This is a genomic window from Sphingomonas sp. GW821-FHT10F09 (genome assembly GCF_058809195.1).
The window spans coordinates 69,966-93,824 of sequence record NZ_JBXASI010000006.1 but is presented as its reverse complement, the minus strand read 5'-3'; the positions used below and the strand labels follow the sequence as shown (position 1 = coordinate 93,824).

Annotated in this window: 18 protein-coding genes; 12 read left to right on the top strand and 6 right to left on the bottom strand. The window is 68.2% G+C overall.

Features of this window, described 5'->3' with window-relative positions:
• Positions 1-190 precede the first annotated feature (190 nt).
• The 9 genes from AC1RTO_RS16870 (at position 191) to AC1RTO_RS16830 (ending at position 10,351) form a co-directional block, all read left to right on the top strand.
• Positions 191-1,738 (top strand): ATP-binding response regulator, encoded by a 1,548-nt coding sequence (locus AC1RTO_RS16870; RefSeq protein ID WP_493161948.1) that lies wholly within the window; start codon positions 191-193, stop codon positions 1,736-1,738.
• Positions 1,728-2,645: a response regulator transcription factor gene (locus AC1RTO_RS16865; RefSeq protein ID WP_293876092.1), complete on the top strand. Its 918-nt coding sequence runs from the start codon at positions 1,728-1,730 to the stop codon at positions 2,643-2,645. The genes AC1RTO_RS16870 and AC1RTO_RS16865 overlap by 11 nt, the downstream gene beginning before the upstream one ends.
• Positions 2,642-4,222, top strand: a complete 1,581-nt coding sequence (locus tag AC1RTO_RS16860) for a sulfotransferase family protein (protein WP_493161947.1) — start codon at positions 2,642-2,644, stop codon at positions 4,220-4,222. Before AC1RTO_RS16865 ends, AC1RTO_RS16860 begins: the two co-directional genes overlap by 4 nt.
• Positions 4,223-4,296: 74 nt before the next feature.
• Positions 4,297-4,677, top strand: coding sequence for a hypothetical protein (locus tag AC1RTO_RS16855; RefSeq protein ID WP_493161946.1), 381 nt, complete (start codon positions 4,297-4,299; stop codon positions 4,675-4,677).
• 219 nt (positions 4,678-4,896) lie between these two features.
• On the top strand, positions 4,897-5,238 hold the full coding sequence (locus AC1RTO_RS16850) for a UrcA family protein (protein WP_493161945.1): 342 nt from the start codon (positions 4,897-4,899) through the stop codon (positions 5,236-5,238).
• A gap of 174 nt (positions 5,239-5,412) precedes the next feature.
• Positions 5,413-6,306: a sterol desaturase family protein gene (locus tag AC1RTO_RS16845; RefSeq protein ID WP_493161944.1), complete on the top strand. Its 894-nt coding sequence runs from the start codon at positions 5,413-5,415 to the stop codon at positions 6,304-6,306.
• The gene (locus AC1RTO_RS16840) at positions 6,306-7,265 is read left to right on the top strand and encodes a Vgb family protein (protein ID WP_493161943.1); all 960 of its coding nucleotides are present in this window, start codon (positions 6,306-6,308) and stop codon (positions 7,263-7,265) included. Before AC1RTO_RS16845 ends, AC1RTO_RS16840 begins: the two co-directional genes overlap by 1 nt.
• Positions 7,266-7,499: 234 nt before the next feature.
• A complete protein-coding gene (locus tag AC1RTO_RS16835; protein WP_493161942.1) occupies positions 7,500-9,923 on the top strand; it encodes a TonB-dependent receptor in 2,424 nt (807 codons plus the stop codon).
• Positions 9,924-10,033: 110 nt separating this feature from the next.
• Entirely contained in the window at positions 10,034-10,351 is a 318-nt protein-coding gene (locus tag AC1RTO_RS16830) for a 2Fe-2S iron-sulfur cluster-binding protein (protein ID WP_493161941.1), read from the top strand.
• 20 nt (positions 10,352-10,371) lie between these two features.
• Here the strand turns inward: AC1RTO_RS16830 and AC1RTO_RS16825 are convergent, their stop codons facing one another.
• The 5 genes from AC1RTO_RS16825 to AC1RTO_RS16805 all read right to left on the bottom strand — a co-directional run bounded on the left by AC1RTO_RS16825 (position 10,372) and on the right by AC1RTO_RS16805 (position 15,975).
• Positions 10,372-11,238 (bottom strand): MBL fold metallo-hydrolase, encoded by an 867-nt coding sequence (locus AC1RTO_RS16825; protein ID WP_493161940.1) that lies wholly within the window; start codon positions 11,236-11,238, stop codon positions 10,372-10,374.
• A 40-nt stretch (positions 11,239-11,278) separates the two neighbouring features.
• Positions 11,279-11,893 (bottom strand): hypothetical protein, encoded by a 615-nt coding sequence (locus tag AC1RTO_RS16820; RefSeq protein ID WP_493161939.1) that lies wholly within the window; start codon positions 11,891-11,893, stop codon positions 11,279-11,281.
• Positions 11,894-11,947: 54 nt separating this feature from the next.
• Complete coding sequence (locus tag AC1RTO_RS16815) at positions 11,948-12,943, bottom strand: sterol desaturase family protein (protein ID WP_493161938.1); 996 nt, start codon at positions 12,941-12,943, stop codon at positions 11,948-11,950.
• A 115-nt stretch (positions 12,944-13,058) separates the two neighbouring features.
• Complete coding sequence (locus AC1RTO_RS16810) at positions 13,059-14,501, bottom strand: Gfo/Idh/MocA family protein (protein ID WP_493161937.1); 1,443 nt, start codon at positions 14,499-14,501, stop codon at positions 13,059-13,061.
• An 82-nt stretch (positions 14,502-14,583) separates the two neighbouring features.
• Positions 14,584-15,975 carry a glycoside hydrolase family 28 protein gene (locus AC1RTO_RS16805; protein ID WP_493161936.1) on the bottom strand — a complete coding sequence of 464 codons (1,392 nt, stop codon included), beginning with the start codon at positions 15,973-15,975 and terminating at the stop codon, positions 14,584-14,586.
• Between the two features lie 120 nt (positions 15,976-16,095).
• On the opposite strand from AC1RTO_RS16805, the gene AC1RTO_RS16800 reads away from it, so the two are divergent.
• The 3 genes from AC1RTO_RS16800 to AC1RTO_RS16790 all read left to right on the top strand — a co-directional run bounded on the left by AC1RTO_RS16800 (position 16,096) and on the right by AC1RTO_RS16790 (position 21,527).
• Positions 16,096-17,472, top strand: a complete 1,377-nt coding sequence (locus AC1RTO_RS16800) for a glycoside hydrolase family 88/105 protein (protein ID WP_493161935.1) — start codon at positions 16,096-16,098, stop codon at positions 17,470-17,472.
• A gap of 40 nt (positions 17,473-17,512) precedes the next feature.
• Positions 17,513-18,352, top strand: a complete 840-nt coding sequence (gene kduI, locus AC1RTO_RS16795; protein WP_493161934.1) for a 5-dehydro-4-deoxy-D-glucuronate isomerase — start codon at positions 17,513-17,515, stop codon at positions 18,350-18,352.
• Positions 18,353-18,503: 151 nt separating this feature from the next.
• Positions 18,504-21,527: a TonB-dependent receptor gene (locus tag AC1RTO_RS16790; protein WP_493161933.1), complete on the top strand. Its 3,024-nt coding sequence runs from the start codon at positions 18,504-18,506 to the stop codon at positions 21,525-21,527.
• Positions 21,528-21,593: 66 nt separating this feature from the next.
• Here the strand turns inward: AC1RTO_RS16790 and AC1RTO_RS16785 are convergent, their stop codons facing one another.
• On the bottom strand, positions 21,594-23,831 hold the full coding sequence (locus tag AC1RTO_RS16785) for a glycoside hydrolase family 88 protein (protein WP_493161932.1): 2,238 nt from the start codon (positions 23,829-23,831) through the stop codon (positions 21,594-21,596).
• Between the last annotated feature and the right edge of the window lie 28 nt (positions 23,832-23,859).

Below are 23,859 nucleotides of genomic sequence, written 5' to 3'. Positions count from 1 at the left end.
GCTTCCGATATTACGTTTGCTCAATCCAGTAATACGACTTATAGACTGGGGCCATGGCATGTGTCACCCCAATTCGTGATGCTGCAATGCGTCATTCGACCACTGTCGTGGGCGGATCGACGGTGCTTCGGCTTGGCTCCGGCGGGCGTCGCGCCTGCGCTTGCCGCCGGCCGCCGGGGCGCCCGATGCGATGACCCACGGGGCGGCGGACATGCTCTGGGCGATCGGCTCCGGCCTCGCGCTGGTCGCCGCCCTCGCGTTCGCCCGACTGTTCCGCAACGCCCGCGACGCCAGTCGCCGCGACGCCGACCGCCTGCGCCAGGAAATCGCCGCGCATCGCGATACCGAGGCCGATCTGGCGCAGGCGAGGGACGCGGCGGAGGCGGCCAATGCCGCCAAGACCCGCTACCTCGTCGCCGTGAGCCACGAGATCCGCTCGCCGCTCAACGCCATCTTCGGCTATGCGCAATTGCTCGAGCGGGGCGATCCGATCCGGGCGACCGAGGCGGGCGGGGTGATCCGGCGATCGGCGGAGCATCTCACCAATCTGGTCGAGGGGCTGCTCGACATCTCGCGCGTCGAAAGCGGCGTGCTGCAGGTGCGGCAGGACATCGTCCGCCTGCCGGCGCTGCTCGACCATGTCGTCGCGATGTTCCGCACCCAGGCGGACGCCAAGGGGCTGTCGCTCGACTATGTGGTCGAGGGGCGGCTGCCCGCCTTCGTCCGCACCGACGAAAAGCGGTTGCGCCAGATCCTCATCAACCTGCTGTCGAACGCGATCAAATATACCTACCGCGGCGGCGCGACGCTGACCGTGCGCTATCGAAGCCAGACCGCGACGATCGAGGTGCGCGACACCGGCATCGGCATCGCCCCCGAAGACCTCGAGCGCATCTTCGAGCCGTTCGAGCGCGGCAGTGCGCCGGATGCGGCGATGCAGCCGGGAATCGGGCTGGGGCTCGCCATCACGCGCGTGCTGACCCGCATCCTCGGCGGCGAGGTGACCGTGACGAGCGAGCCGGGGCAGGGCAGCCGCTTCCTGCTGCGCATGCTGCTGCCCGAACCGAGCGCCGCCCCGGCCGGGGCGCCGACCTATGCGCGGGTCATCGGCTATCACGGCGCGCGCAAGACAATTCTGGTGATCGACGACAATCCGGCGCAGGTCACGATCGTGAACCATCTGCTCCGCCCGCTCGATTTTGCCGTGTTCGAAGCCACCGGCGGCGCGGACGGGCTCGCGCTGGCCGACCATTGCGCGCCCGATCTGGTCCTGCTCGACATCCAGATGCCCGGCTGCAACGGCTGGGACGTCGCCGCACAGCTGCGCTCGCGGTTCGGCCGCGCGATCCGGATCGTCATGGTCTCCGCCAATGCGCACGAATTCCGCACCGGGCAGGACGGCCGCGGCCTGCACGATGCGTTCCTGACCAAGCCGGTCGATCTCGACGCGCTGCTCGATGCGATCGCGCGCCAGCTCGGCCTCGACTGGATCCTCGCCGCGGACGCGCCGGACGCGCCGCCGGTCGCGCGCCCCGCCGCCCTGCCGGCCGCTGCCGAGCCCTATGTCGAGGATATCCGCCGGTTCATCAAACTCGGCCACGTCCGCGCGATCGAAACCGTGCTCGACGATCTGGAGGCCGCCGTTCCCGACACCGCGGCGCGGGTCGCGCAGCTGCGCCGCCTGCTCGACGCCTTCGACCTGCGCGCACTGGCCCGGACGCTCGACGATGCGGCCTGACGACACCGGTGCCACAATCCTGGTGGTGGACGACACCCCCGAATCGCTGCGCTTCCTGACCGCGACGCTCGAACAGGCGGGCATGACCGTGCTCATCGCGATCGACGGGCTGGCGACGCTCGACCTGCTCGAACATGTCGTCCCCGACCTCATCCTGATGGACGCGGTCATGCCGGGGCTCGACGGCTTCGCGACGACGCGGCGGATCAAGCAGGACGGCCGGTTCCGCCACGTCCCCGTCATCTTCATGACCGGGCTCGCCGATACCGAACATGTCGTGCGCGGGCTCGACGCCGGCGCGGTCGATTACGTGCACAAGCCGATCGTCGTCGACGAACTGCTCGCCCGCGTCTCCGTCCACCTCGCCAATGCGCGCATCTCGCAGAGCAGCAAGCTCGCGCTCGACACCGCCGGACGGCCGTCCTTCGCGGTCGACGATGCGGGGCGGACGAGCTGGCTCACCCCGCTCGCCGCCGCGACGATCGAGCGGCTGTTCCCCGGCTGGACGGCGCGCGACGTAGGCCTGCCGGACGCGCTCGCCGCGACGATCCGGCGGTTGCAGGAGCCGCATGTGCCGGCCGGCGCGCTCGCGTCGCTCACGATCGGCGACACGACGATCCAGTGCACGATCCTGCGCCAGACGAGCGCCAGCGAATGGCTGTTCCGCCTGACCGAGAAGCGCGAGGGCGATGCCGAGCGCCTGCTCGCCGAACGCCACGGCCTCACCTCGCGCGAGGCGGAGGTGCTGGTGTGGATCAGCCGCGGCAAGCAGAACCGCGAGATCAGCGAGATCCTGCACATCAGTCCGCGCACCGTGAACAAGCATCTGGAACAGGTCTTCCAGAAGATGGGGGTCGAAAATCGCGCCTCGGCGACGGCGATCGCGGTGGCGACGCTGGCGCAATGACCGCGGACCAGCCCTCCACCGCCGCTGCGGCGGCGCGGGCGGCGCTCGCGCGCGGCGACCTCGCCGGCGCGGCGCGGCTGGCGACGATCCGGCTGGCCGAGCCGGGCGGCGCGGCGGAAGGGCAGTTCCTGCTCGGCATCGTCGAGGCGGAAAGCGGGCGGATCCGGCCGGCGATCGACCGGATTGAACGGGCGGTCGCGATCGCGCCTGCGGGCGAATATCGCGCGCAGCTCGCCCGGCTCTACACTCTGGTCCGGCGCGAGGGGGATGTGGCGGCGGTGCTGCGCGCCGCCGAGGACGATCCGCCGCAGGATGCGCTGTCGCGCGACACGATCGGCTGCGTCTATGCGCGGCTGGGCGATCACCATGCCGCGCTGCCCCATTTCACGGTCGCCGTCGCGCTCGCGCCCGACAACGACCGGTTTCTCTACAATGCGGCGGCGACGCTGAGCTTCCTCGGCCGAACCGACGAGGCGGCGGCGCTGCTCGAAACGGTGATCGCGCGCACGCCCGACGATGCCCGCGCGCATCACCTGCTCGCCGGCCTGCGCAAGCAGACCGCGACGGACAACCATATCGACCGCCTGTCGGCCGCGCACGACCGCGCCACCGCGGACGGCGACCGGCTGCTGACCGGCTATGCGCTCGCCAAGGAGCTGGAGGATATCGGTCGCGGCGACGAAGCACTCGCCCGGCTGACGCGCCTCAACGCCGCGCACCGCGCCGCGCTCGGCTATGACGTCGCCCGCGACGCGGCGATCTTCGCGGCGATCGAGGCGGCGTGGCCCGCCATGGCGGCGGCACCGGTGGGCGATCCGTCGTCGGCGGCGCCGATCCTCATCATCGGCATGCCGCGCACCGGCACGACATTGGTCGACCGCATCCTCGCCTCGCACCCGGATATCGAGAGCGTCGGCGAGCTGCAGGCGCTGCCGCTCGCGGTCAAGGCGGCGGCGGGCACCCGCAGCCGCACCGTGCTTGACCCGGAGACGATCCGCGCCGCAGCCGGCGCCGACCTCGCCGCGATCGGCCGCGACTATCTGGCGCGCGCGGACCATCATCGGCGGATGCCGGACCGGCGCTTCGTCGACAAGTTTCCCGGCAACTTCCATTATGCCGGCATCGCCGCCCGCGCGCTGCCGAACGCGACCTTGATCTGTCTGCGGCGCAACCCGATGGACACGGTGCTCGCCAATTTCCGCAACCTGTTCGCGATCGGCTCGCGCTATTACGATTACAGCTACGACCTGCTCGACATCGCGGCCTATTATGCCGCGTTCGATTCGCTGATGGCCGTCTGGCACCGCGCCTTGCCCGGCCGCATCCTCGAACTGCGCTACGAGGCGCTGGTCGCGGATCAGGAGGGGGAGACGCGCCGCCTGCTGGCGCATTGCGGGCTCGACTGGTTCGACGGCTGTCTCGATTTCCACACCAACACGACGGCGGTATCGACGCCCAGCGCCGCGCAGGTGCGCCGTCCGATCTATCGCGATTCGGTGGCGCGATGGCGGCGGCATGCGGCGGCGCTCGCCCCGGTCGCCGCCTTCTTCGCCGATCGCGGCATCGCCATCGACTGACGGCCGGGCCGCGCCGGCGCGGCTACGTCAAACGCCTCATGGTCGGGCGGCGCGACGTCGGCGATCGAGGGTGCATGATGCCATCCGTCGCCCGGCTCGCACTGGCCGCCCCGCTCCTGGTCTGGGGCGCCGCGGCGTCCGCCCGGCCGATCGCCACCACGCAAATCGTCTCCTGCGGCGACCGCGATTGCCTGCTGGTGCGCGGCCACCGCGCCTCGACCACCTCCCGCATCCGCATCAACGACCGGTCGATCGCACCAGCCGGGGGCCGCGCCTGGTCGGTGCAGGTGCCGGTCTCAACGCTGCGCAGCTGGTCCGCCCCGTTCGCGCGCAGCATCCATGTCGCGGTGGTCGATCCGGCCGGAACGGTCGAGGACAGCTCCACCGTCCGCCTGCCGATCGGCATGCTCGGCCATGATGTCGAGCTGGCCTCTCTGGTAGTACGGGCGCGATGATCCGTAATAAACACCGATAACTCGCTTGATAAACAACGATATGGAACACCAGTAACTCGTAATAATACTCCGTGTATAGGTAATAACAACGTTCTAAACTGCCGTCATCAGGCAGCATTGTTGATTAGGCGAACGTGCATTGTTGCGCGGCCGCCTTCCTGCGACTATATCTCCGGTGCGCCGCACGAATAGGCGGACACTGGTTGCAGGAGAGTTACGATGAAGATGGTTCTCGCGGCGGTTGCCGCTGTTTCGCTCGGCTCCGCCGCTGTCGCCAGCGATCGCGCCGCCCCCGACAGCACGTTCGGCAAGCCGTCCGCCGTCGTGACCTTGCAGGGCATCGACCTCGCCACCGCCGACGGCCAGCAGCGCCTCGCGATCCGCGTCGATCAGGCCGCGCGTACGATCTGCGGCGAGAAGCTCGCGACGATCCACCTCGACCTCGAAGCCCGCGCCCGCGATTGCCGCGCCGACGTCGCCGAACAGGTCCGCACCCGGATCGAGACGCGCACCGCGCAGGCCAAGGTGCCCGCCGCAGTCGAACTCGCCTCGCTCCGCTAGACTGGTTCGCCCCCGAACGGGTGAAGGCCACGCTCCTTCGCCACCCGGCGAGCCCTACGTCATTCGACCACCTGCGCGCGCCGTACTCGTGACCCTATGGTCACGGTTACGGGGGCAGGTGCGATCCAGTCAGGATCGCGGCGCCCGTCCGTGCACATGTGACCGGGGCGAACCATGAAGAAGACCGTCGTCAATCTGCTGCCGCCGCTGACCGTCGCGGCCGTCGTCGGCTTCTGGGCGCTCGCGCCGGCGTCGTTGCTCGCCAAACCCTGGCTGCTCGTCGTCACGTCGGCGCTGATAACCGCCTTCGTCCAGGCGCTCGAATGGGTGGCGGAGCGGCATAGCGGCTGGCGGATCGACCGGCGCGAATTCCTCACCGACCTGTTCTACGTCGTGCTCGGATCGACCGCGATCGCCTGGGCGACGACGACGCTGGCGGAGGAGCCGCTCCACGCGCTCAAGGCGTCGCTCGGACTGACCACCGCATGGGCGATGCAGCTGCCGTTCCTCGTGCAGGTCGCGCTGGTCGTCGTGCTGATCGAATTCGGCCAGTATTGGATGCACCGCCTGATGCACAATGCGATGCCGTTCTGGCTGGTGCACGCGCCGCATCACCACATCACGCAGCTCAACGCGATGAAGGGCTATGTCGGCAATCCGGTCGAGCTGTTCCTCATCAGCCTCAGCGTCGTCGCCCTGTTCGACCTGCCGCTGACCGCGGTGTTCTGCGGCTTGAACGTCTTGGGCGTCGTCTCCAGCTTCGCCCACGCCAATGTCCGCGCCGATCCGCCGATCTGGTACAGCTTCGTCTTCACCACGATCCGCCATCACAGCCTGCACCATTCGACCGCCTATGACGACACGCGCTGCAATTACGGCAATTCGCTGATCCTGCTCGATCGCATCTTCGGCACCTATCGCGACGGCGAGGCCAGCGTGGTGGGGCAGGACGACCGGCGCCGCCTGTCGATCCCCGAACAATTCCTATTCCCCCTCCGGCCGCTCCTCGACCGTTTGCAGTCCCGGCGTGGCACCACCGCGATCGCGACCGACGCGGTGGCCGGGTGATGACGAACTGGCTCCCGCTCATCGCCGCCGTGCTCTCGATCGGCGCCGCCGCGCCCGCCGCCGCCAGGACCGTGCCGCAACCGCACGAGGCGCAGGTCATCACCGTGCCGGGGTTCGCCGACTTCCTCGCGGTCGACGGCGACAGCGTCTGGGCGACCAACAAGGGGCGCGTCGAACGCTGGTCGCGCACCGGCAAGCTGGCCGAGGTGGCGATGGCGCACCCCTGCGGCGCGATGGCGATCGCCATGGGCTCGCTATGGGTCGCCGATTGCAAGCAGGGCACGGTCAACCGCATCGACCTCAAGACCGCTCGCCTGATCGCCGCCATCCCGACCGGTATCGCCAATCCGAAGGGCGAACTGAACGTCGCCGCCGGGGCGGGATCGATCTGGGTGGCGAGCGACGCGGGGGGCAAGGTCGCCCGGATCGACCCCGCCGGCAACCGCGTCGTCGCCTCGATCGCGGTCGATCCCGGCACCTTCTTCCTCGCCTTCGGGTCCGGCGCGCTCTGGGCGGTCAGCAGCGACAGGCAGTCGCTGCAACGGATCGACCCCGCCACCAACGCCGTCGTCCGCCGCACCGCTTTGGGCAAGCAGCCCGGTTTCCTCGCGGTAGGGGAGGGCGCGGTCTGGGTGCAGGAGCAGGGCGACGGCACGCTCGCCCGGATCGATCCCGCCACCGGTGCGGTGTCCGGCCGGGTGAAGGTCGGCGCCGACCTGCTCTACGGCGATATAGACACCGGCGGGGGCGCGGTGTGGCTGCGCACGACCGCGGACCAGAGCTTCGTCATGATCGATCCGGCCTCGCTGGCGATCCTCGGCCGGCTCGGCGCCGCGAGCGGCAGCGGCGCGCTGCGCTATGCCGCCGGCGGCCTGTGGACCAGCGCGCACGACGTCCACACCCTGTCCTGGTGGAGCCTGACGCCGGACGGCACGGCGCCTGCTGCACCGCCGAAATAAGCAACGATCCGCGCTGGATGGCTGATGACCGCGGGCGCCCCGGGCGTGCGCGGCCGTCGACGTCCGGCGTTTCGGCATGCCCGTCGGCGGCGTTGCCGGGGCGCTACGTCAAACACCCCATGGCGGTCCGGCCCGATTCACCAAACGGTGCGTGTTAGCACATGCACAAAAACGGCGTGGCTGACGGCACAGGGACGCGTGTTTGGCGGCGTCCGGATTTTAAGGGGGTTCAGGTTGGCTCGATCGATTTCTCGCGCGGCTTTGCTCGGTGCGACGGTTCTGGCGGGGCTCGCCGCCACGCCCGCCATGGCGCAGACGGTTCCGACCGAAGAGCAGGCGTCGGCGGACGGTAGCAGCAACGATATCATCGTAACCGGCAGCCGCCGCACCGTGACGCTGCAGGATGCGCCGATCAACATCAGCGCCGTGTCCGAAGAGACGATCGCGCGTCAGCGTATCGACGATATCCGCGGGCTCGCCGCCTTCACCCCCGGCGTGACCGTCGTCGACACTGGCCCCGCGAGCAGCGGCAACATCATCCTGCGCGGCATCGAATCGGGCGACACCAGCGTGTTCGGATCGGCGGAGAACAACGCCGTCGGCGTCTATCTCGGCGAAGTCCCGCTCTACCTCGACTTCAAGCTGCTCGACATCAACCGCGTCGAAACCCTGCTCGGGCCGCAGGGCACGCTATACGGCCTCGGTACGCTGGCGGGCGCGGTGCGCTACATTCCCAACCGGCCGAACACGAGCCGCTTCTCGGTCGATCTCCACGGCCGCGCCTATGCGCAGTCGCACAGCGGCGATTTCGGCCGGATCGGCGACGTCACCGTCAACATCCCGATCGTCTCCGATCATATCGCGTTGCGCTCGGTCGTCGGCTATTACGACAATCCCGGCTTCATCGATTACAATTACATCCTGCAAACCCCCGGCGTCTCGAACGCGCAGCCGGTGCGGGGGGCGACCGCGGCGCAGGGGGCGCTCGGATCGACCGCGGATTATGCCGCCAACTTTCGGCGCGTGGCGGACGTCAGTTTCGAACATACGTTCACGACCCGCAACACGCTGCTGCTCGAATACAATCCGAACGTGAAGGCCTATTTCACCTACGCGCATCAGGAAACCAAAACCGACGGCCGGCAGGCGAATGGCGCCGGCGTGCTCGGCACCGGTCGCTACGAGGGGCCGTGGCGCTATCTCGAGCGGTTCCGTCGCGGCGCTGACCTCTATTCGGCCGAAGTGAACCTCAACCTGTTCAACGTCGCGCAGCTGGTCAGCACGACCGCCTATACGAAGCAGAATATCAGGAGCAACGACGACAATACCGATCTGCTGCTCGATCTCGATTACGGCTATGAGGCGTTTCCGGCCTTCTCCTCCTTCTCGAACGGCAACCGCGACTATCGCCAGCTCAATCAGGAGGTGCGCCTCGTCTCGTCGCACGGCGGGCCGTTCAGCTGGGTGCTCGGCGGCTTCTACAACCGCCTGAAATACGATTCGGACCGGCAGGAATATACGCCGGGCTTCGCCGCCTTCGCCGGCGTCAACCGGCCCGACGACCTCGAATATATCTCCTTCGTCAAGACGAAGACGGTCGAGAAGGCGGCCTATGGCGAGGCGACCTTGCACGTCACGCAGGCGTGGCAGGTGACGGGTGGCCTGCGCTACTTCAAATATGACGCCACCGCGACTGGCGGCACCGACACGCCTCTGTTCGGTGGCGGCCTGACCCGCACGCCCTATCCGCTGATCCAGTTCGCTCCGAGCCGCGTCCGGTCCGGCAGCACCGGCGACGACGGCTTCGTCTGGAAGGCGAACACGTCGTACAAGTTCAGCCCCGATCTGCTCGCTTATGCGACCTACAGCACGGGTTACCGTATCGGCGGCGTCAATCGCGTCGCGCCGTGCGTCGTGCCGTTGCCCGCCGGGCAGAACGTCTGCGCGCTGGCGAACGAGCTGGTCTACGGCCCCGACAAGACGCGCAATCTCGAAGTCGGGTTGCGCGCCGGCCTGTTCGACCGGCGCCTGCAGTTCACGCTCAGCGGCTTCCGCGTCAAATGGGGCGACGTCCAGGTGCCGAGCCAGACGGTCAACGGCGCGGTCGGTATCACCACCAACGCCGGCGGCGCGGTGTCGCAGGGTGTCGAGCTGTCCGGCTCGTTCAAGATCGTGCCCGAGCTCGTGTTCCAGGGCACCTATTCCTACGTCGACGCGCATCTGACGGAGGATTTCCCCAGCCTCGTCGTCAGCCAGGGCGTGCGCTACGACGCGCTCGACGGCGATCGCCTGCCCGGCTCCGCCAAGAATTCGGGCAGCGCGCAGCTAATCTACACCCGTCCGATGGGCGACGGCACCGATATCGAGGCGAGCTGGGCGAGCACCTATACCGGCAACATCTATTCACGCGTCGGCTTGCGCGGCTTCGGCGAGAAGATCCCCGGCTATGTCACCCACCGCGCCGCGATCACCTATCGCACGAAGCCGTTCGACGTCGGCTTCTTTATCGACAACATCTTCGACAAATATGCCTATACCAGCGTCAGCAACGACCAGAGTTCGTTCAATCAGGTGCGAACCGGCGTCGTCGAACGCTATTATGCGCGATCGGTGCTGACCCCGCGGCGCGGGGGGATCGAGTTCCGCTTCCACTATTGAGTCCCGGCGCCGTCGGTCGATCCCGACCGGCGGCCTGCCGTCGCCATGATGACGCGGCCGGTCGGCCCGTCCTTTTTTCCGGCCGTCACGGCCGAATGGATCGAAATCCCATGTTCAAATTGATTGTCACGCCGCCGGCCGGCGAACCCGTCACGATCTGTGCGCAGGCCGGCCTCAGCGTCATGGAGGTCATCCGCGATGCCGGGTTCGAATCGCTGCCTGCCTTGTGCGGCGGCTGCTGTTCGTGTGCGACCTGCCACGTCTATGTCGACCCCGCCTTCGCCGACCGGCTGTCGCCGATGGGCGAGGACGAGGATGCGCTGCTCGACGGCAGCGACCGGCGGGAGGCGACGTCGCGCCTGTCGTGCCAGATCGCCTTCATGCCCGCGCTGGATGGCCTGTCGGTGCGGATCGCACCCGGAGACTGATCCGGTCCGCCCGTCCGAAGTCAGGATGCCGGCCGGGGCGGCACGGGATAGAGGATGAAATCGGGGTGGGCGTCGATCGCCGGCGTCGCCCCCTGCGCCGCTGCGGCGCGGCGGAGCGTCTCGATCGCGGCGGGCGGCAGCGCGAGCGGATGCTCGGACGGGTGGGCCGCCGCTTCTTTCGGATAATCCCGCCGCGGCGTCGTCGTCATCTCGATATGCGCGCCGAGCAGGGCGCGGATCGGGCGGGTCGCGGCAAAGGCGGCGAGCCGGTCGGCGCTCGCGCGGAACACCGCGATCCGGTGGGTCGGGACATAGAGGCGGCCGGGGTAGAGCATGTCGCCCGAGAACAGCAGGCGGGTGCGCGCGTCATAGACCATGATGTGCGCCGGCTCGTGACCCGGTGTCGGGACGATCTCGATCATGCGGGTGCCGAGGTCGTATCGGCCGATCCCGTTCGGCCAGTCGGCGATGCCGAAGAACGCCGCCACCGCCTGCGGCGTCAGTCCGACGACGTCGGTTTGGGGCCGCGCGCGGAATTCGTCGTCGCCGGCATGATGGTCGCCATGGCCGTGCGAATGCGCGACGATCAGCCGGACCGTCCGGCCATCGTGCCGTGCCCGCCACGCCGCGATCAGCCGCTCGACGGTGGGCCGGATCGACAGACCGCCGGCGCCGGTGTCGATCAGGATCGCCCGATCGGTGCCGAACAGCAGGTAGAGGAACGGCGCCTCGAAATTGGTGCGCACCGACTGGCGGATGACGAAGGTGTCGGCATCGATCCGCTGCACCTGCGTTTCGGGTTCGTGCGCGCCGGTGCCGTCGATCCAGTGCGCGAACCGCGGGCCGACGGTGGCAGGCGCCGCGGCGGACAGCAGCATGGCCAGCATCGCGATCCGCAGCCTGCCGGACCATGCCGGTCCGGTCCGGTTAGGCACCCGCCAGCCGTTTCCGGAACAGCGACCGGACCAGCCGATCCTCCAGCACGCGCCCGACGACGTAGAGCGTGGCGAACAGCCCCGCGAACACATAGGCGGGGGTGGGGGAGGGCAGTTTGTCCTCGTCCTTCTTCTTCTTTTTCTTGGGGTCCTCGGGCTCCGGCGCGCCCAGCGCCTTGTCGATCGGGTTCAGCGGAAAGACCGCTTTCTCCGGCTTCTTCTTCGGCGCGGTCCCCGCCTTGGCCGCGGCTTCGGCCGCCGCCTTCTGGTGGTTGCCGATCGCGATCGTCAGCTGCGCGATGCCGAGGAACAGGAACGGCGCCAGAAAGCAGAACAGCAGGGCGCGGCTGATGAGGCGATAGTGCAGCACGATCCCGGCGACGCCCTGTTCGATCCGGAGGACGCCGCTGTCGAACACCGACATCTTGTCCTGCGCCTCCTGGTCCCGCTTGGTGAACACCAGAGTGTCGTCCATGCGATCCCTGCGCGTGCCGCTCTGCCGGAACACCGGGTCGAGCCGGTCGAAGGCGTCATCGCGCGACAAATCGGGTGACAGCGCCATGCTGCCGCGTACGTGCCAGATCCATTCGATGAAGCGCAGGTTCACGTGATCTCCTCGATGTCGGCCGGTCATGCGCGTGTCCGGGGGCGGACGCGCCCGCTATTCGGCGGGAACAGCCACGGCGTCGCCGGCCATGGGGCGGGCGAAGCGTTCTCGGATCGATTTCCAGCCCTCGGTAAAGGGATAGCTCATCGTCTCGCGGATCGACATCGGGCGTCCGCCCTCCATCCCCAACAGCTCCGCCTCGCCATCGACGCAGGTGCCGAACAGGCGGTCGATGATGATCCAAGTCCCCGAATAGTTGCTGCGGCTCGCCTCGTAATCCTGCGAATGGTGGACGCTGTGATGTTCGGTGGTGTTGAACAGGAAGCGCCACCAGCGCGGGCTGTTGAAGCGGACGTTGATGTGCTGATAGGTGCCGACCGCAAGGCCGAAGGTGCCGGCAAGCAGGGCGGCGCGCGGCAGGAAGTCGAAGAAGCCGCCGATCCCCAGCCCGATCAGGAACAGCTCCACCGGGTTGCCGACCGCGCCCTTGTTGATGTTGAGCTGCGTGATGTAATGATGCGGCGCGTGGGTCAGCCACAGCGGATGCCAGTTGTGCATGCCGCGGTGCATCCAATATTGCCCGAAGTCGAAGACGAACGAGATGATGAACGCCTGCAGCAGCAGCGGCAGGGTCATGAACCAGTTGAGCTTGTCCCAGTGCAGACCCTGCTGGATATAGTCGGCGACCGCATCGCTGCCGATATAGTCGTCGACGAGGCGCAGCAGCGTGTAGCCCAGCCCGACGTAGAACAGGTCGGTCACCGCCTCCTTCCAGGTCAGGCGCCAGCTGTCGAACCGCGGGTTGACCCATTCGAGCGCGAGCAGCAGCGCCTTGAATCCGATGCCGATCCCGATCGCGGTCGATGCCTTGGCGATCGAATTGGGGGCATAGAACCAGAAGGCGATCAGGCCGAGCAGCATCGCCGGCTGGAACCAGGTGAAGACGAACAGCTTGACCGGTCCGCCTTCCACCCTGGGCAGGTTTTCCCAACCGACCGTCACCGGCGCCTGCGTGCCGATGAGCCGTTTGCCGACGAGTGTTCCGTTCATGACCATTCCCGCGAATCGAACATGGGCGGGACGGTATTCGGAACACCGGGCGGGCGTGATACGTCATTGAACGTACATGGCCGCCCGGTGCGGGACTTCCGGGCCCGGCGGCGCCCTACGTCCGCTTCATCGGCATCGGCACCGGGGCGGTGTGGAGCGGCATCCGCGTCTGGTCCGGCCGGCCGAGGCCGGTGACCAGGTCCGCGATCCGCACCGACCGCTTCGTCTCGAAACAGCGGTTGGCGGCGATGCCGACGAGGCAGGACGCCGCACCCGCCCGCTCGTCCGCCATGCGCAGCAGCGGGTCGGGCGCGTGGTTCGGATCGAAGATGTCGGCCAGCATCACCGCGTCGCCGCCGCCATGGCCGCCCGCGCCCTCGTCGGGAGTGACGACCTGCGGCTTGCCGCGCATCGGGATGATCCGCGTCGTCACCACGTCGCGCGATTCGCGCTCCGCCGCGCCGGCGGTGCCGCCGCTCTCAACGACGCTATGCTCCAGCCGCCCCTTGGTGCCGTTGAACGCGACGTGATAGCCTTCCCAGGCATTGAACGCGTTGAGGCTGTAGCTTAGCGTCGTGCCGCCGGCATAGCCGACGATCACGTTCATCGTGTCCTCGATGCTGATGTCGGGCCGCCACACGCAGCGGTCGCGGTGATAGCCGTCGAGCGCCTCGTTATCGAGGAACAGCGCCTTCAGCCCCGGATCGGCGGCGAGGTCGAGATAGAAGCTGCATTGCGCCTTTTCCGGGCAGGTCAGGCAACGGTCGTGCGCACCGCTCAGCCCCATCCGCTTCGCCATCGCCGGCGTGTAGAAGTCGCGCTTGCCGGTCGCATCGACCGACACCGGCGTGTCCGACAGCCACCAGTTGACCAGATCGAAATGGTGCGTCGCCTTGTGCACCATCAGCCCGCCCGAGATCGGCTTTTGCGAATGCCAGCGGCGGAAATAGTCCGCGCCGTGCACGGTGTTGAGCAGCCAGTGGAAATCGACCGACAGCACGTCGCCGATCGCGCCCGACATCAGCAGCTTCTTCACCTGGCTGCGATAAGGGGCGTAGCGATAGTTGAAATTGACGCGGACGTGCCGGTCGTTGCGCTTGCACGCGTCGATGATCGCCTGCGTCCGCGCGGCGTCGGTCGTCATCGGCTTTTCGGTGATGACGTCGAGGCCCGCGTCGAGCCCGCGCACGATATAGTCGACATGGCTGACGTCGGGGGTGGTGACGATAAGGCCGTCGGGCTTGAGTTCGTCGATCATCCGCCGGAAATCCGTTGCGGCATAGGCTTTTGGCGGTCGCGCCCCCGCCTGTGCCGCCCGCCGTCCGACCAGCGCGAGCCGCCCCGCATTGGTGTCGCAGATGCCGACCAGCTCGGCATGCGCCTTGTGGGGCCCCCAGATCGCATCCTGATACATGCGCGCGCGGCTGCCGCAGCCGACCTGGACATAGCGTCGGGGCCGGCCCGTCGCCGCTGATACCCGCCCCGCAACCGCCGCGGCGCTCGCCGCCATGCCGACCAGCACGGCGCGCCGGCCCGGATCGTGATCGTCCGCCTGCATCCCATCCTCCTCCCGAGGATCGTCGTCCCCGTGTATCGGGCGGATGCTAGGATGCCCCGGCTTATATGACAAGTGGCGGGAATTACAGGCGGGTGGCGGGCCGGCCGTTGACCAGCACGCGCTCCAGCCGCAGCTGCGTGATCCGTTCGACGATGCTCGGCTCGCGCACCTTGTCGAACCGGCAATCGCGCAGGGTCAGCCGCCCGACCGGCGCCTGCGGCAGGCCCTGGCAGTCGAGCACGCGGCCGGTGTCGGCGACGCTCAGCCGCTCGACCACGACATCGTCGAGTTCGGGGACGAAGCGGCCGTTCGCCCCCTCTTCATAGTTGAAATCGCAGGTCAGTGCCGCGCGGCCGACCTGCCCGACGGTGATGTCCCGCGCGCGGATATGCGCGATCCGCCCTCCGCGCACCGCGTTGGTCTTGAAGCGCAGCGCATACCACAGATCGGGGCTGCTCATCGTGCAATCCTCGGCATAGACGTGCGCGACGCCGCCCGACACCTCGCTGCCGATCACCACGCCGCCATGTCCGGCCTTCATCGTGCAGCCGCGGATCAGGATGTCGCGCGACGGCACCGCCAGCCGGCGCCCGTCGGCGTTGCGGCCGGATTTGATCGCGATGCAATCGTCGCCGGTATCGAAGGTGCAGCGCTCGATCACCATGCCGTCGACCGATTCCGGGTCGCAGCCGTCGTTGTTGGGGCCGAGCCCGGTGACCGTCACGCCGCGCATCGTGATGTCGCGCGACAGCACCGGATGCACGTTCCAACAGGGCGAATCGCGCAGCGTCACCCCCTCGATCAACACGTTGCGACAGCGCTGGAATTGCATCAGATTGGGTCGGATATAGCCGCCCGCGCCGAAGCGCCGCTGCGTCACCGGCACGCCCGCCTCCGCCATCGCGAACAGGCGGTCGCGCGCGGCGCGCTGGCTCGGCAGCCCGTCGCGCCAGCCGTACCGCTTGCCGCCGCTCCACGACCACCAGGCGGCGCCGCGGCCGTCGATCGTGCCGCGCCCGGTGACCGCGACGTTCTGCGCATCGCTGGCATGGATCAGCGGTGCATAGTTCATCAGCTCGACACCTTCGAACCGGGTGTCGACGATCGGGTAATGCGCGGGATCCGTGCTGAAAAGGATGGTCGCATCCGCATCCAGATGCAGCTCGACGCGCGACACCAGCCGGATCGCGCCGGTCAGCCAGCGCCCTGCCGGCACCAGCACGCGCCCGCCGCCCGCCGCGGCACAGGCGGCGATCGCATCGGCGAACGCCTGCGTGCACGACACCGCGCCGCCGCGCGTCGCACCATAGGCGCGAATGTCGAACACGCGGCGCGCGAACCGCGGTACGCCCACCCGTGCCGCGATCGTCCGCGCGCGCGCCCAGTCGTCGTCCGGCGCGGGGCGGGCAGACGCCCTCGCGGCCAGGGCGGTGCCGGCGGCGAGGACGGCGCGACGGTCCAGCAGATAGGTCATTCGCAACTCCCGGCCGCGTTCGGCAGCAAGGCTCTTTCCCTAAACGAACGGCTGTTGTACGACAAGCTGACCGAGCCGGCGGAAAGCCGGCCGTGACAGGGACGGGACAGGGAGAGGGCGATGCCTGCCGCAGATCGAGCCGCGACGACCATGGCGGCAATCGCCGCTACCCTGCTGGCCGCGCCCGCCATCGCGCAACTGGTGCCGGTCGCGCCGCCGGCCAGCACCGCCGCGGTGACCGACGTCGGCGACGCCCCGACCCGCCTGCCGCCCGCCTATCCGATGCCGTATCGCGATTCGTCCGCCACCGCGATCAAGGCGGTGATGGACCGCGTGCTCGGCTATATCGAGCGGGAGGCGCCGATCGGCATGGTCGATGCGCGCGGCACGGCGGTCGATGTCGGCAGGCTGGTGCCCGCCAATGTCTTCAAGCCCGGGTTCCGCCTGACCAGCTACGAATGGGGCGTCACCTATGCCGGCGCGCTGCTCGCCGGACAGGTGACGGGCGATGCGCGCTACACCCGCTACGCCGCCGATCGCGTCAATTTCGTCGCCGATGTCGCCGCCCGCTATCGCACGACCCGCGCGGATGCGGAGGCGACGCCGGTCCGCAACATGCTCGCGCCCGACCGGCTCGACGATTCCGGCGCGATGTCGGCGGCGCTCATCAAGGTGCAGCGGGCGGGCCTCGCCAACCGCAACGTCCGGCCGCAGATCCAGGTCTATCTCGACTGGATCGCCAACCGCCAGTTCCGCATGCCCGACGGCACGCTGGCGCGGCAACGGCCGTTGCCCGTCACTTTGTGGCTCGACGACCTCTACATGAGCGTCCCCGGCCTTGCGCAGATGGGCGCGCTGACCGGCGAGCGGCGCTATTACGACGATGCCGTCCGCCAGATCCTGCAATTCTCGCAACGCATGTTCGTCGCCGACAAGGGGCTGTACATGCACAGCTGGGTGGAGGGGATGGACCCGCACCCCGCCTTCCACTGGGGCCGTGCCAACGGCTGGGCTGTGGTGGCGATGGTCGAGCTGCTCGACGTGCTGCCCGCCGATCATCCCGGCCGCCCCGCGGTGCTGGCGCAGCTCAAGGCGCATGTCGCCGGCCTCGCCCGGGTGCAGTCGGGCACCGGCCTGTGGCACCAGCTGCTCGACCGGCCCGACAGCTATCTCGAAACCTCGGCGAGCGCGATGTACGCTTATGCCATCGCGCGCGCGATCAATCACGGCTGGATCGACCGGCGCGCCTATGCGCCCGTCGCGCTGCTCGCCTGGCAGGGCGTCTCGACCAAGGTGTCGGCGGCGGGCGAGGTCGAGGATGTCTGCGTCGGCACCGGCGTCGGCTTCGATCCCGCTTTCTATTACTACCGCCCGCGCCACGTCCGCGCGGCGCATGGCTATGGCCCGGTGCTGCTCGCGGGGGCGGAGGTGATCGCGATGCTCCGCAACGGCGCGCCGATGAAGCCCGGCAACGGGCAGGGCGTCATCTTCCGCTAACCGCCGCGCGCCCGCCCGCTCTCTTCGCGAAAGGACCCGCATGTTCGAACGCACCTATTACGCCACGCATCCGGACATGATGGCGGGCGCCTCCAACGCCGATCTGCGCGACCGCTATCTGATCGACGCGCTGTTCCGGCCCGGTGCCTGCCTGCTCAACTATACGCATGCCGATCGGATGGTGATCGGCGGGGTAGAGATCGCCAATGCGCCGGTGCGCCTGCCCGATCAGGTCGAACCCACCTCCGCCGCCGGCCATCCCTTCCTCGAACGGCGCGAACTCGGCATCATCAACGTCGGCGCGTGCGCGGGCAGCGTCACCGTCGACGGCACCCGCTTCGATCTCGGCAACAAGGATTGCCTCTACGTCACGATGGGGGCGGCGGAGGTCGTGTTCGACGGTGCCGGCGCGCGCTTCTACCTCGTCTCGACCCCGGCGCATCGCGCGTTCGCCACCCGCAAGCTGTCGATCGCCGACGCCAACCGGCTGGAGCGGGGCAGTCTCGAGGATTCGAACGACCGGTCGATCTTCCAGCTCATCATTCCGGGCGTCTGCGATTCGGCGCAACTGGTGATGGGGCTGACCATCCTGAAGCCGGGATCGGTCTGGAACACGATGCCGCCGCACATCCACGAACGGCGCTCGGAGATCTATTTCTACTTCGAGCTCGGCGGGCCGGAGGCGCGGATCTTCCATTATATGGGGCAGGCGGACGCGCTGCGGCATATCGCATTGTCCGATGGACAGGCGGTGATTTCCCCGCCCTGGTCGGTCCACATGGGGTCCGGCACTCGCGCCTATGCCTTCATCTGGGCGATGGCGGGCGAAAATCAGGATTACAGCGATATGGATGTCCTTGATATCTGCCAATTAACCTGACCTGTCCCACTTGTTGGTATAATGTTCTAAAGCCACTTTACACGCACGAAAAAGTCGATGATACCGGTGGCATAATAACAATGATTCAGGGTCGGAGGGGATTGTCGGGTCGCAAAGGCCCCGGTCACTCCGTGCATCAAGGGGAGTGACGATGAAGACGTCTTTCGGTCGAGTTGCGATGGTCGCGTGCGGCACCGTGTCGGGCCTGGCTATGGGGATCGCGCTCGCCGCCGCGCCGGCCGCCGCGCAGACCGCGCCACCCGTCGCACCGCAGACCGCGCCGCAAACCGGCACCGACCCGGTCACCCCGCCCACCGACACGCCGACCGGCACCACGACGCCGACCCTGCCGGGCGAGGACCAGGACATCGTCGTCACCGGCTTCCGCGCGTCGCTGAACAGCGCGATCAACATCAAGCGTAACGAGACCGCCGCGGTCGACAGCATCGTCGCCGAGGATATCGGGAAGTTCCCCGATTCCAACCTCGCCGAATCGATGCAGCGCATCCCGGGCGTCGCGCTGTCGCGCGGCGACGGCGGCGAGGGCAAGAACATCTCGGTCCGCGGCCTCGGCGCATCCTTCACCCGCGTCCGCATCAACGGCATGGAGGGCACGTCGCAGACCGGCGCGGCCGACATCTACGGCGCGGGCAATTCCGGGCGCAGCTTCGACTTCAACGCCTTCCCGACCGAAATCTTCTCGGCGCTCGCCGTGCGCAAGACGCCGTCCGCCGATGTCGAGGAGGGATCGCTGGGCGCGACCGTCGACCTGAAGGCGCCGCATCCGCTCGACTTCAAGACCGACTTCGTCTTCACCGCCACCGGTCGCGGCATCTACAACCAGGTCAGCAAGACCGTCGATCCGCGCGCCTCGGTGCTGGTGTCGAAGCAGTTCGCCGACGGGACGCTGGGCGTGCTCGGCTCGTTCGCCTACGGCAAGCGCAACCTGCGCGAGGTCGGCTATTCTGCGGTCAACATCCTGCCCGCCTATATCGACGGCGGCTTCTGCTCGCCGGTCGGCTTCGCCCCGCAGAACCCCGCGACCAACGCCGCGCGCGGCACCAATGCGGCGAATTGCAGCACCAACAACCCGCGCACCAGCACGACGGCGGCATACAACACGATCCAGAGCCTGCGCGGCATCACCAACCAGCCCGGCGGCGGCGCCTTCCTGCCGCGCATCCCGCGCTACGTGAATTCCGAACAGGACGCCGAGCGGATGGGCGGCACGCTGTCGCTGCAGTGGAAGCCGGGCGTCAACACCGACATCTCGCTCGACGGCCTCTATTCGCGCTTCGATGTCGAACGCCGCGACAATTACATCGGCGCGATCTCGTTCGGCCGCACCGCGACCAACGGCGGCAAGCCGATGACGTCGGTGCGCGACATCGCGTTCGATCCGCTCGGCTCGCTGACCTACGGCCTGTTCGACGGCGTCGACATCCGCTCGGAAGGGCTGGTCGACCAGTTCGTCTCGACCTTCAAGCAGGCGAACCTCAACATCGAGCATCGCTTCTCCGACAAGCTGAAGCTGACCGCGCTCGCCGGCATCTCCAATTCGCGCTTCTATAGCCCGCTGCGCCTGCAGACGTTCATGGACATCATCGACGCGGACAATTTCTCGATCGATTTCCGCGACGGCGGCAACATCCCGACGATCGGCTTCGGCACCGACGTCGCCAATCCGGCGAACTTTAGCTACGCGCCCAGCCCGGACGGCAATTTCACCGTGCTCGGCGGCTTCAGCACCGCCGGCCGGCCGCTGCGCCAGAACACCCGCAACAAGACGTTCGAGGCGAACCTCGAATGGAATCTTCTCGACAATTTCGCGTTCAAGGCCGGCGGCCAGTTCCGCGAGAGCAATTTCCAGGTCACCGGCGCCAACCTGATCCCCAGCCAGGTCGCGGTGCGCGCGCTGCCCGCCGGCACGACGCTGGCCAGCATCACGCAACAGATCACCAATTTCGGCAAGTTGCTCGGCGGCGGTGCGCCCGCCGAATTCTCCGCGATCGATTCGAAGAAATGGCGCGAGGCCTTCGGCTTCGACAGCTTCCAATATTGCGGGATCGAATGCGGCGCCGCGCGCTCGGGCGTGCGTGAGCGGATCAAGAGCGGCTATCTGATGGCCACGTTCAACACCGAGGACATGTTCCCGATCCCGATCCGCGGCGACGTGGGCGTGCGCTACGTCCACACTGAACAGGATTCGTTCGGCTACATTCCGGTCACCGCGCCGGCCGGTGCGCCCTTCCCGACGGTGGGGCGCCGCGGCGACGTCAGCCGCTCCTATTCGGACTGGCTGCCCTCGATCAACCTCGTCGGCGAACTCACCCCCGACTTGCTGCTGCGCCTGTCGGCGGCGAGCGTGATGTCGCGTCCCGAACTCGGCCAGCTGACGCCGACGTCGGGCGTCACCGTCGCGACGCGCACCGGCTCCGTCAACAATCCGTTCCTCGACCCGATCCGCGCCAACACACTGGATGCGGCGCTGGAATGGTATTTCGCGCCCGGATCGCTGCTGTCGGTCGCCTATTTCCACAAGAACATCGGGTCGTACATCCAGTCGATCTCCAGCCAGGTGCCGTATAGTTCGCTGGGCCTGCCCGATGCACTGCTCGACGGCACGCCGTCGACGCCGGCCGACATCTTCACCGTCAACCGCTCGGCCAACACGCCGGGCGGTCCGCTCAACGGCGTCGAGGTCAACGCGCAGGTGCAGCTGCGCTTCCTGCCCGGCTTCCTGCGCAACCTCGGCGTGCTCGGCAGCTACACCTACGTCAAATCGCGGATCAACTACATCCTCGCCAGCGCCAATGGCGTGCCGACGCAGACGACGACGGACGACCTGATCGACCTGTCGCCGCACGCGGCGAGCGGCACGCTCTATTACGAGGACAAGCGTTTCAGCATCCGCAGCACTGCCAGCTTCCGCGACCGGTTCAACCGCGGCATCCCGTCGGGCGCGAACGACAGCGACGTGCGCGCCAATGCCTCGACGCTCTTCGTCGATGCCTCCGCCTCGTACAATCTGACCGAGAACTTCAAGCTGATCCTCGAGGCGCAGAACCTGACCGACGAACGCAACACGCTGTATATCGACAGCAAGCGGCAGGACACGCTGTTCGAAACCCGCCTCGGCCGCACCTTCACGGCGGGTGCCACCGTCAAATTCTGACGCGCGTTCCCCCCGCGCAGCCTCGGGCGCCGGCAGCGATGCCGGCGCCCTTTCCGTGTCGGCGTGTCAGCGTGGCGGCGTGAAGTCGGGTTTCTGCGCCATCACATAGGCGTCCCATGCGGCGCGATCGTGGAAGTCGCGGCTCTTGCTCCACGTCGCGCCCATATAATAGACCAGCGGCCGGTCGGGCGTCACGCGGACCAGCACGATGTAATTGTCGGCGTCCTCGACCACGTCGGTGATCTGCGCGGGATCGACCATCACCGCGACCCCCATCGCGCCCTTGTCGGCATCGGTCGGCGTCCACAGGCTGAACCGCCCCCGCGCGCGATCAGCGGTGAAGGTGCCGAGCGTCGTCGTCGTCGGCTTCTTCTGGATGCCGATGCCGACCACCAGCGGCCCCGTTTTGTCGGAATGCAGCGTCGAGACCATGCGGGTGAAGTTGGTGCCGACCGGCAGCGTGAACCGCCGCGTCTCCCACACCTTGCGCACAACATCGACGGGCCAGGGGGCGTAATCGACCTCGAAATCGGCGGCGTCGGGGCCGTTCTTCAGGATGCGATACTTCGCCCAGTTGCGCGACACCCACAGCTTGTCGTCATACCAGATGCCGAGGCCGCCCGCGCCGCGCGTGGTGCCGGCATTGTAGAAATCGATGCCCTCGCCATGATAGTCGTGCTGCTTGCCGGTCTTCAGCTGGCGCTCCATGAACGGCCAGGGGACATGCTTGCCCCAGGCGTCGATCGCGCTGCTCGACGGCGGTTCCTCGCGCTGCAGGGCGGGGCCGTAGATGCGATGCGCAGTCCGGTCGTTCTCCCACAACAGGTCGTCGAACCGATAGGGCGCGTAGGCGACGCTGGCCCGCGCCGCGCGCTGGTCGGGCGGCGGCGGGGTGAGCGGCAGCGTGATCCTCGGCATGGTGACGCCATCGGCGCCGGCCGGTGCCGCCCCGGTCGTCGTCACCGTCGCGGGATCATAGGCGAGGTCGATCATCGCCTGCCGCTCGGCCATCGCGCGCTGCCAATCGGCGATCCGCGCCGGGTCGGCAGGACGCGGGGCGAGGGCGATCGGCAGGCGCGGCGGGCCGGCGGGGTCGCGCTGCGGCTCGGCGACGGGCAGGGCACTGACCGGTTTGCCGAGGTCCATCACCTCCAGCCCGGCGAGCAGGAAGGCACCGCTGCCGTACAGCGCATGATCCGACGCGGTCGACGGCACCGGCTGGTCGCCGGCCCGCTGCGCATAGCCGAGCAGGCCGTTCGGCTGGACCTTGCCCGCCAGCCCCGCCCAGGCGCGCTGTGCGCGCGGCAGCCAAGTCGCGCGATCCAGCACGCCATGGTTGATCCCCCATGCCATCGCATAGGTGAAGAAGGCGGATCCCGTCGTTTCCGGACCCGGCGGATCCTTGGGGTCGAGCAGGCTGGCGGTCCACAGCCCGTCCTCGGCGCGCTGCAGCGGCGCCAGCGCCGCCATCATCGCGGTGAACGTATCGACATAGCGTTGCCGGCTCGGGAATTTCACGGGCATCGTGTCGAGCACGCGCGCCAGACCCGCGACGACCCAGCCGTTGCCCCGCGCCCAGAACACCGGCTTGCCGCCCGCGGTCCTGCGCCCGATGAAGCGCTCGTCGCGATAATAGAGGCGATGCTCCTTCGACCACAGCCGGTCGTAGGTGCGCCACCAGCCGGCATCCATCGCGGTCAGATAACTGTGGTCGTGCAGCTGCGCCGCGGCGCGTGCGAAGACCGGCGGCGCCATGAACATCGCGTCCGCCCACCACCAGACGAGCTGCTTGGGCGCCGGCTCCACGCCCAGATACTGCCCGGTATAGTCGAGCCGCGCGCGCAGCGGCGCGATCTCGCCCGCCTCGCCGGATCGGGCGTACAATTCCTGATAGACGTCGCCGATCGCGAGATTGTCGGCATCGAGCATGTTGTGCGCGGACCACGCTCCCAGCAGTCCGAAATTGTAATGCTCCGCGACGTCGCGCAGGTAGCGCCGCCCGCCGCTGACATCCGACACCCGCGTCAGTCGCCCGAGCCCGATCAGGAAGGTCGCGGAGATCCAGTTGGTCGTCACCTGCCGGTTGGCGGTCGGCAGGTCGAGGCCCTGCGCCTTGAGCGCGGCGATCTGCGCGGCGGCGGTGCGATCGAGCAGCGCCAGCAACTGCGCCCGATCGGGCAGGCGCGCAGGGTCGAAGCGCGGCGTCGCGGCGGATTGCGGGGCGCCCGCCGGGGGCGCGGCCATGGCGCTCGACCCGAGCAGCAGGGCGATCGCGCCCGTCAGGCCGATACGGGAAGCGTGCATGCGTGGGGTCCCTCCGTCCGGATCCGGC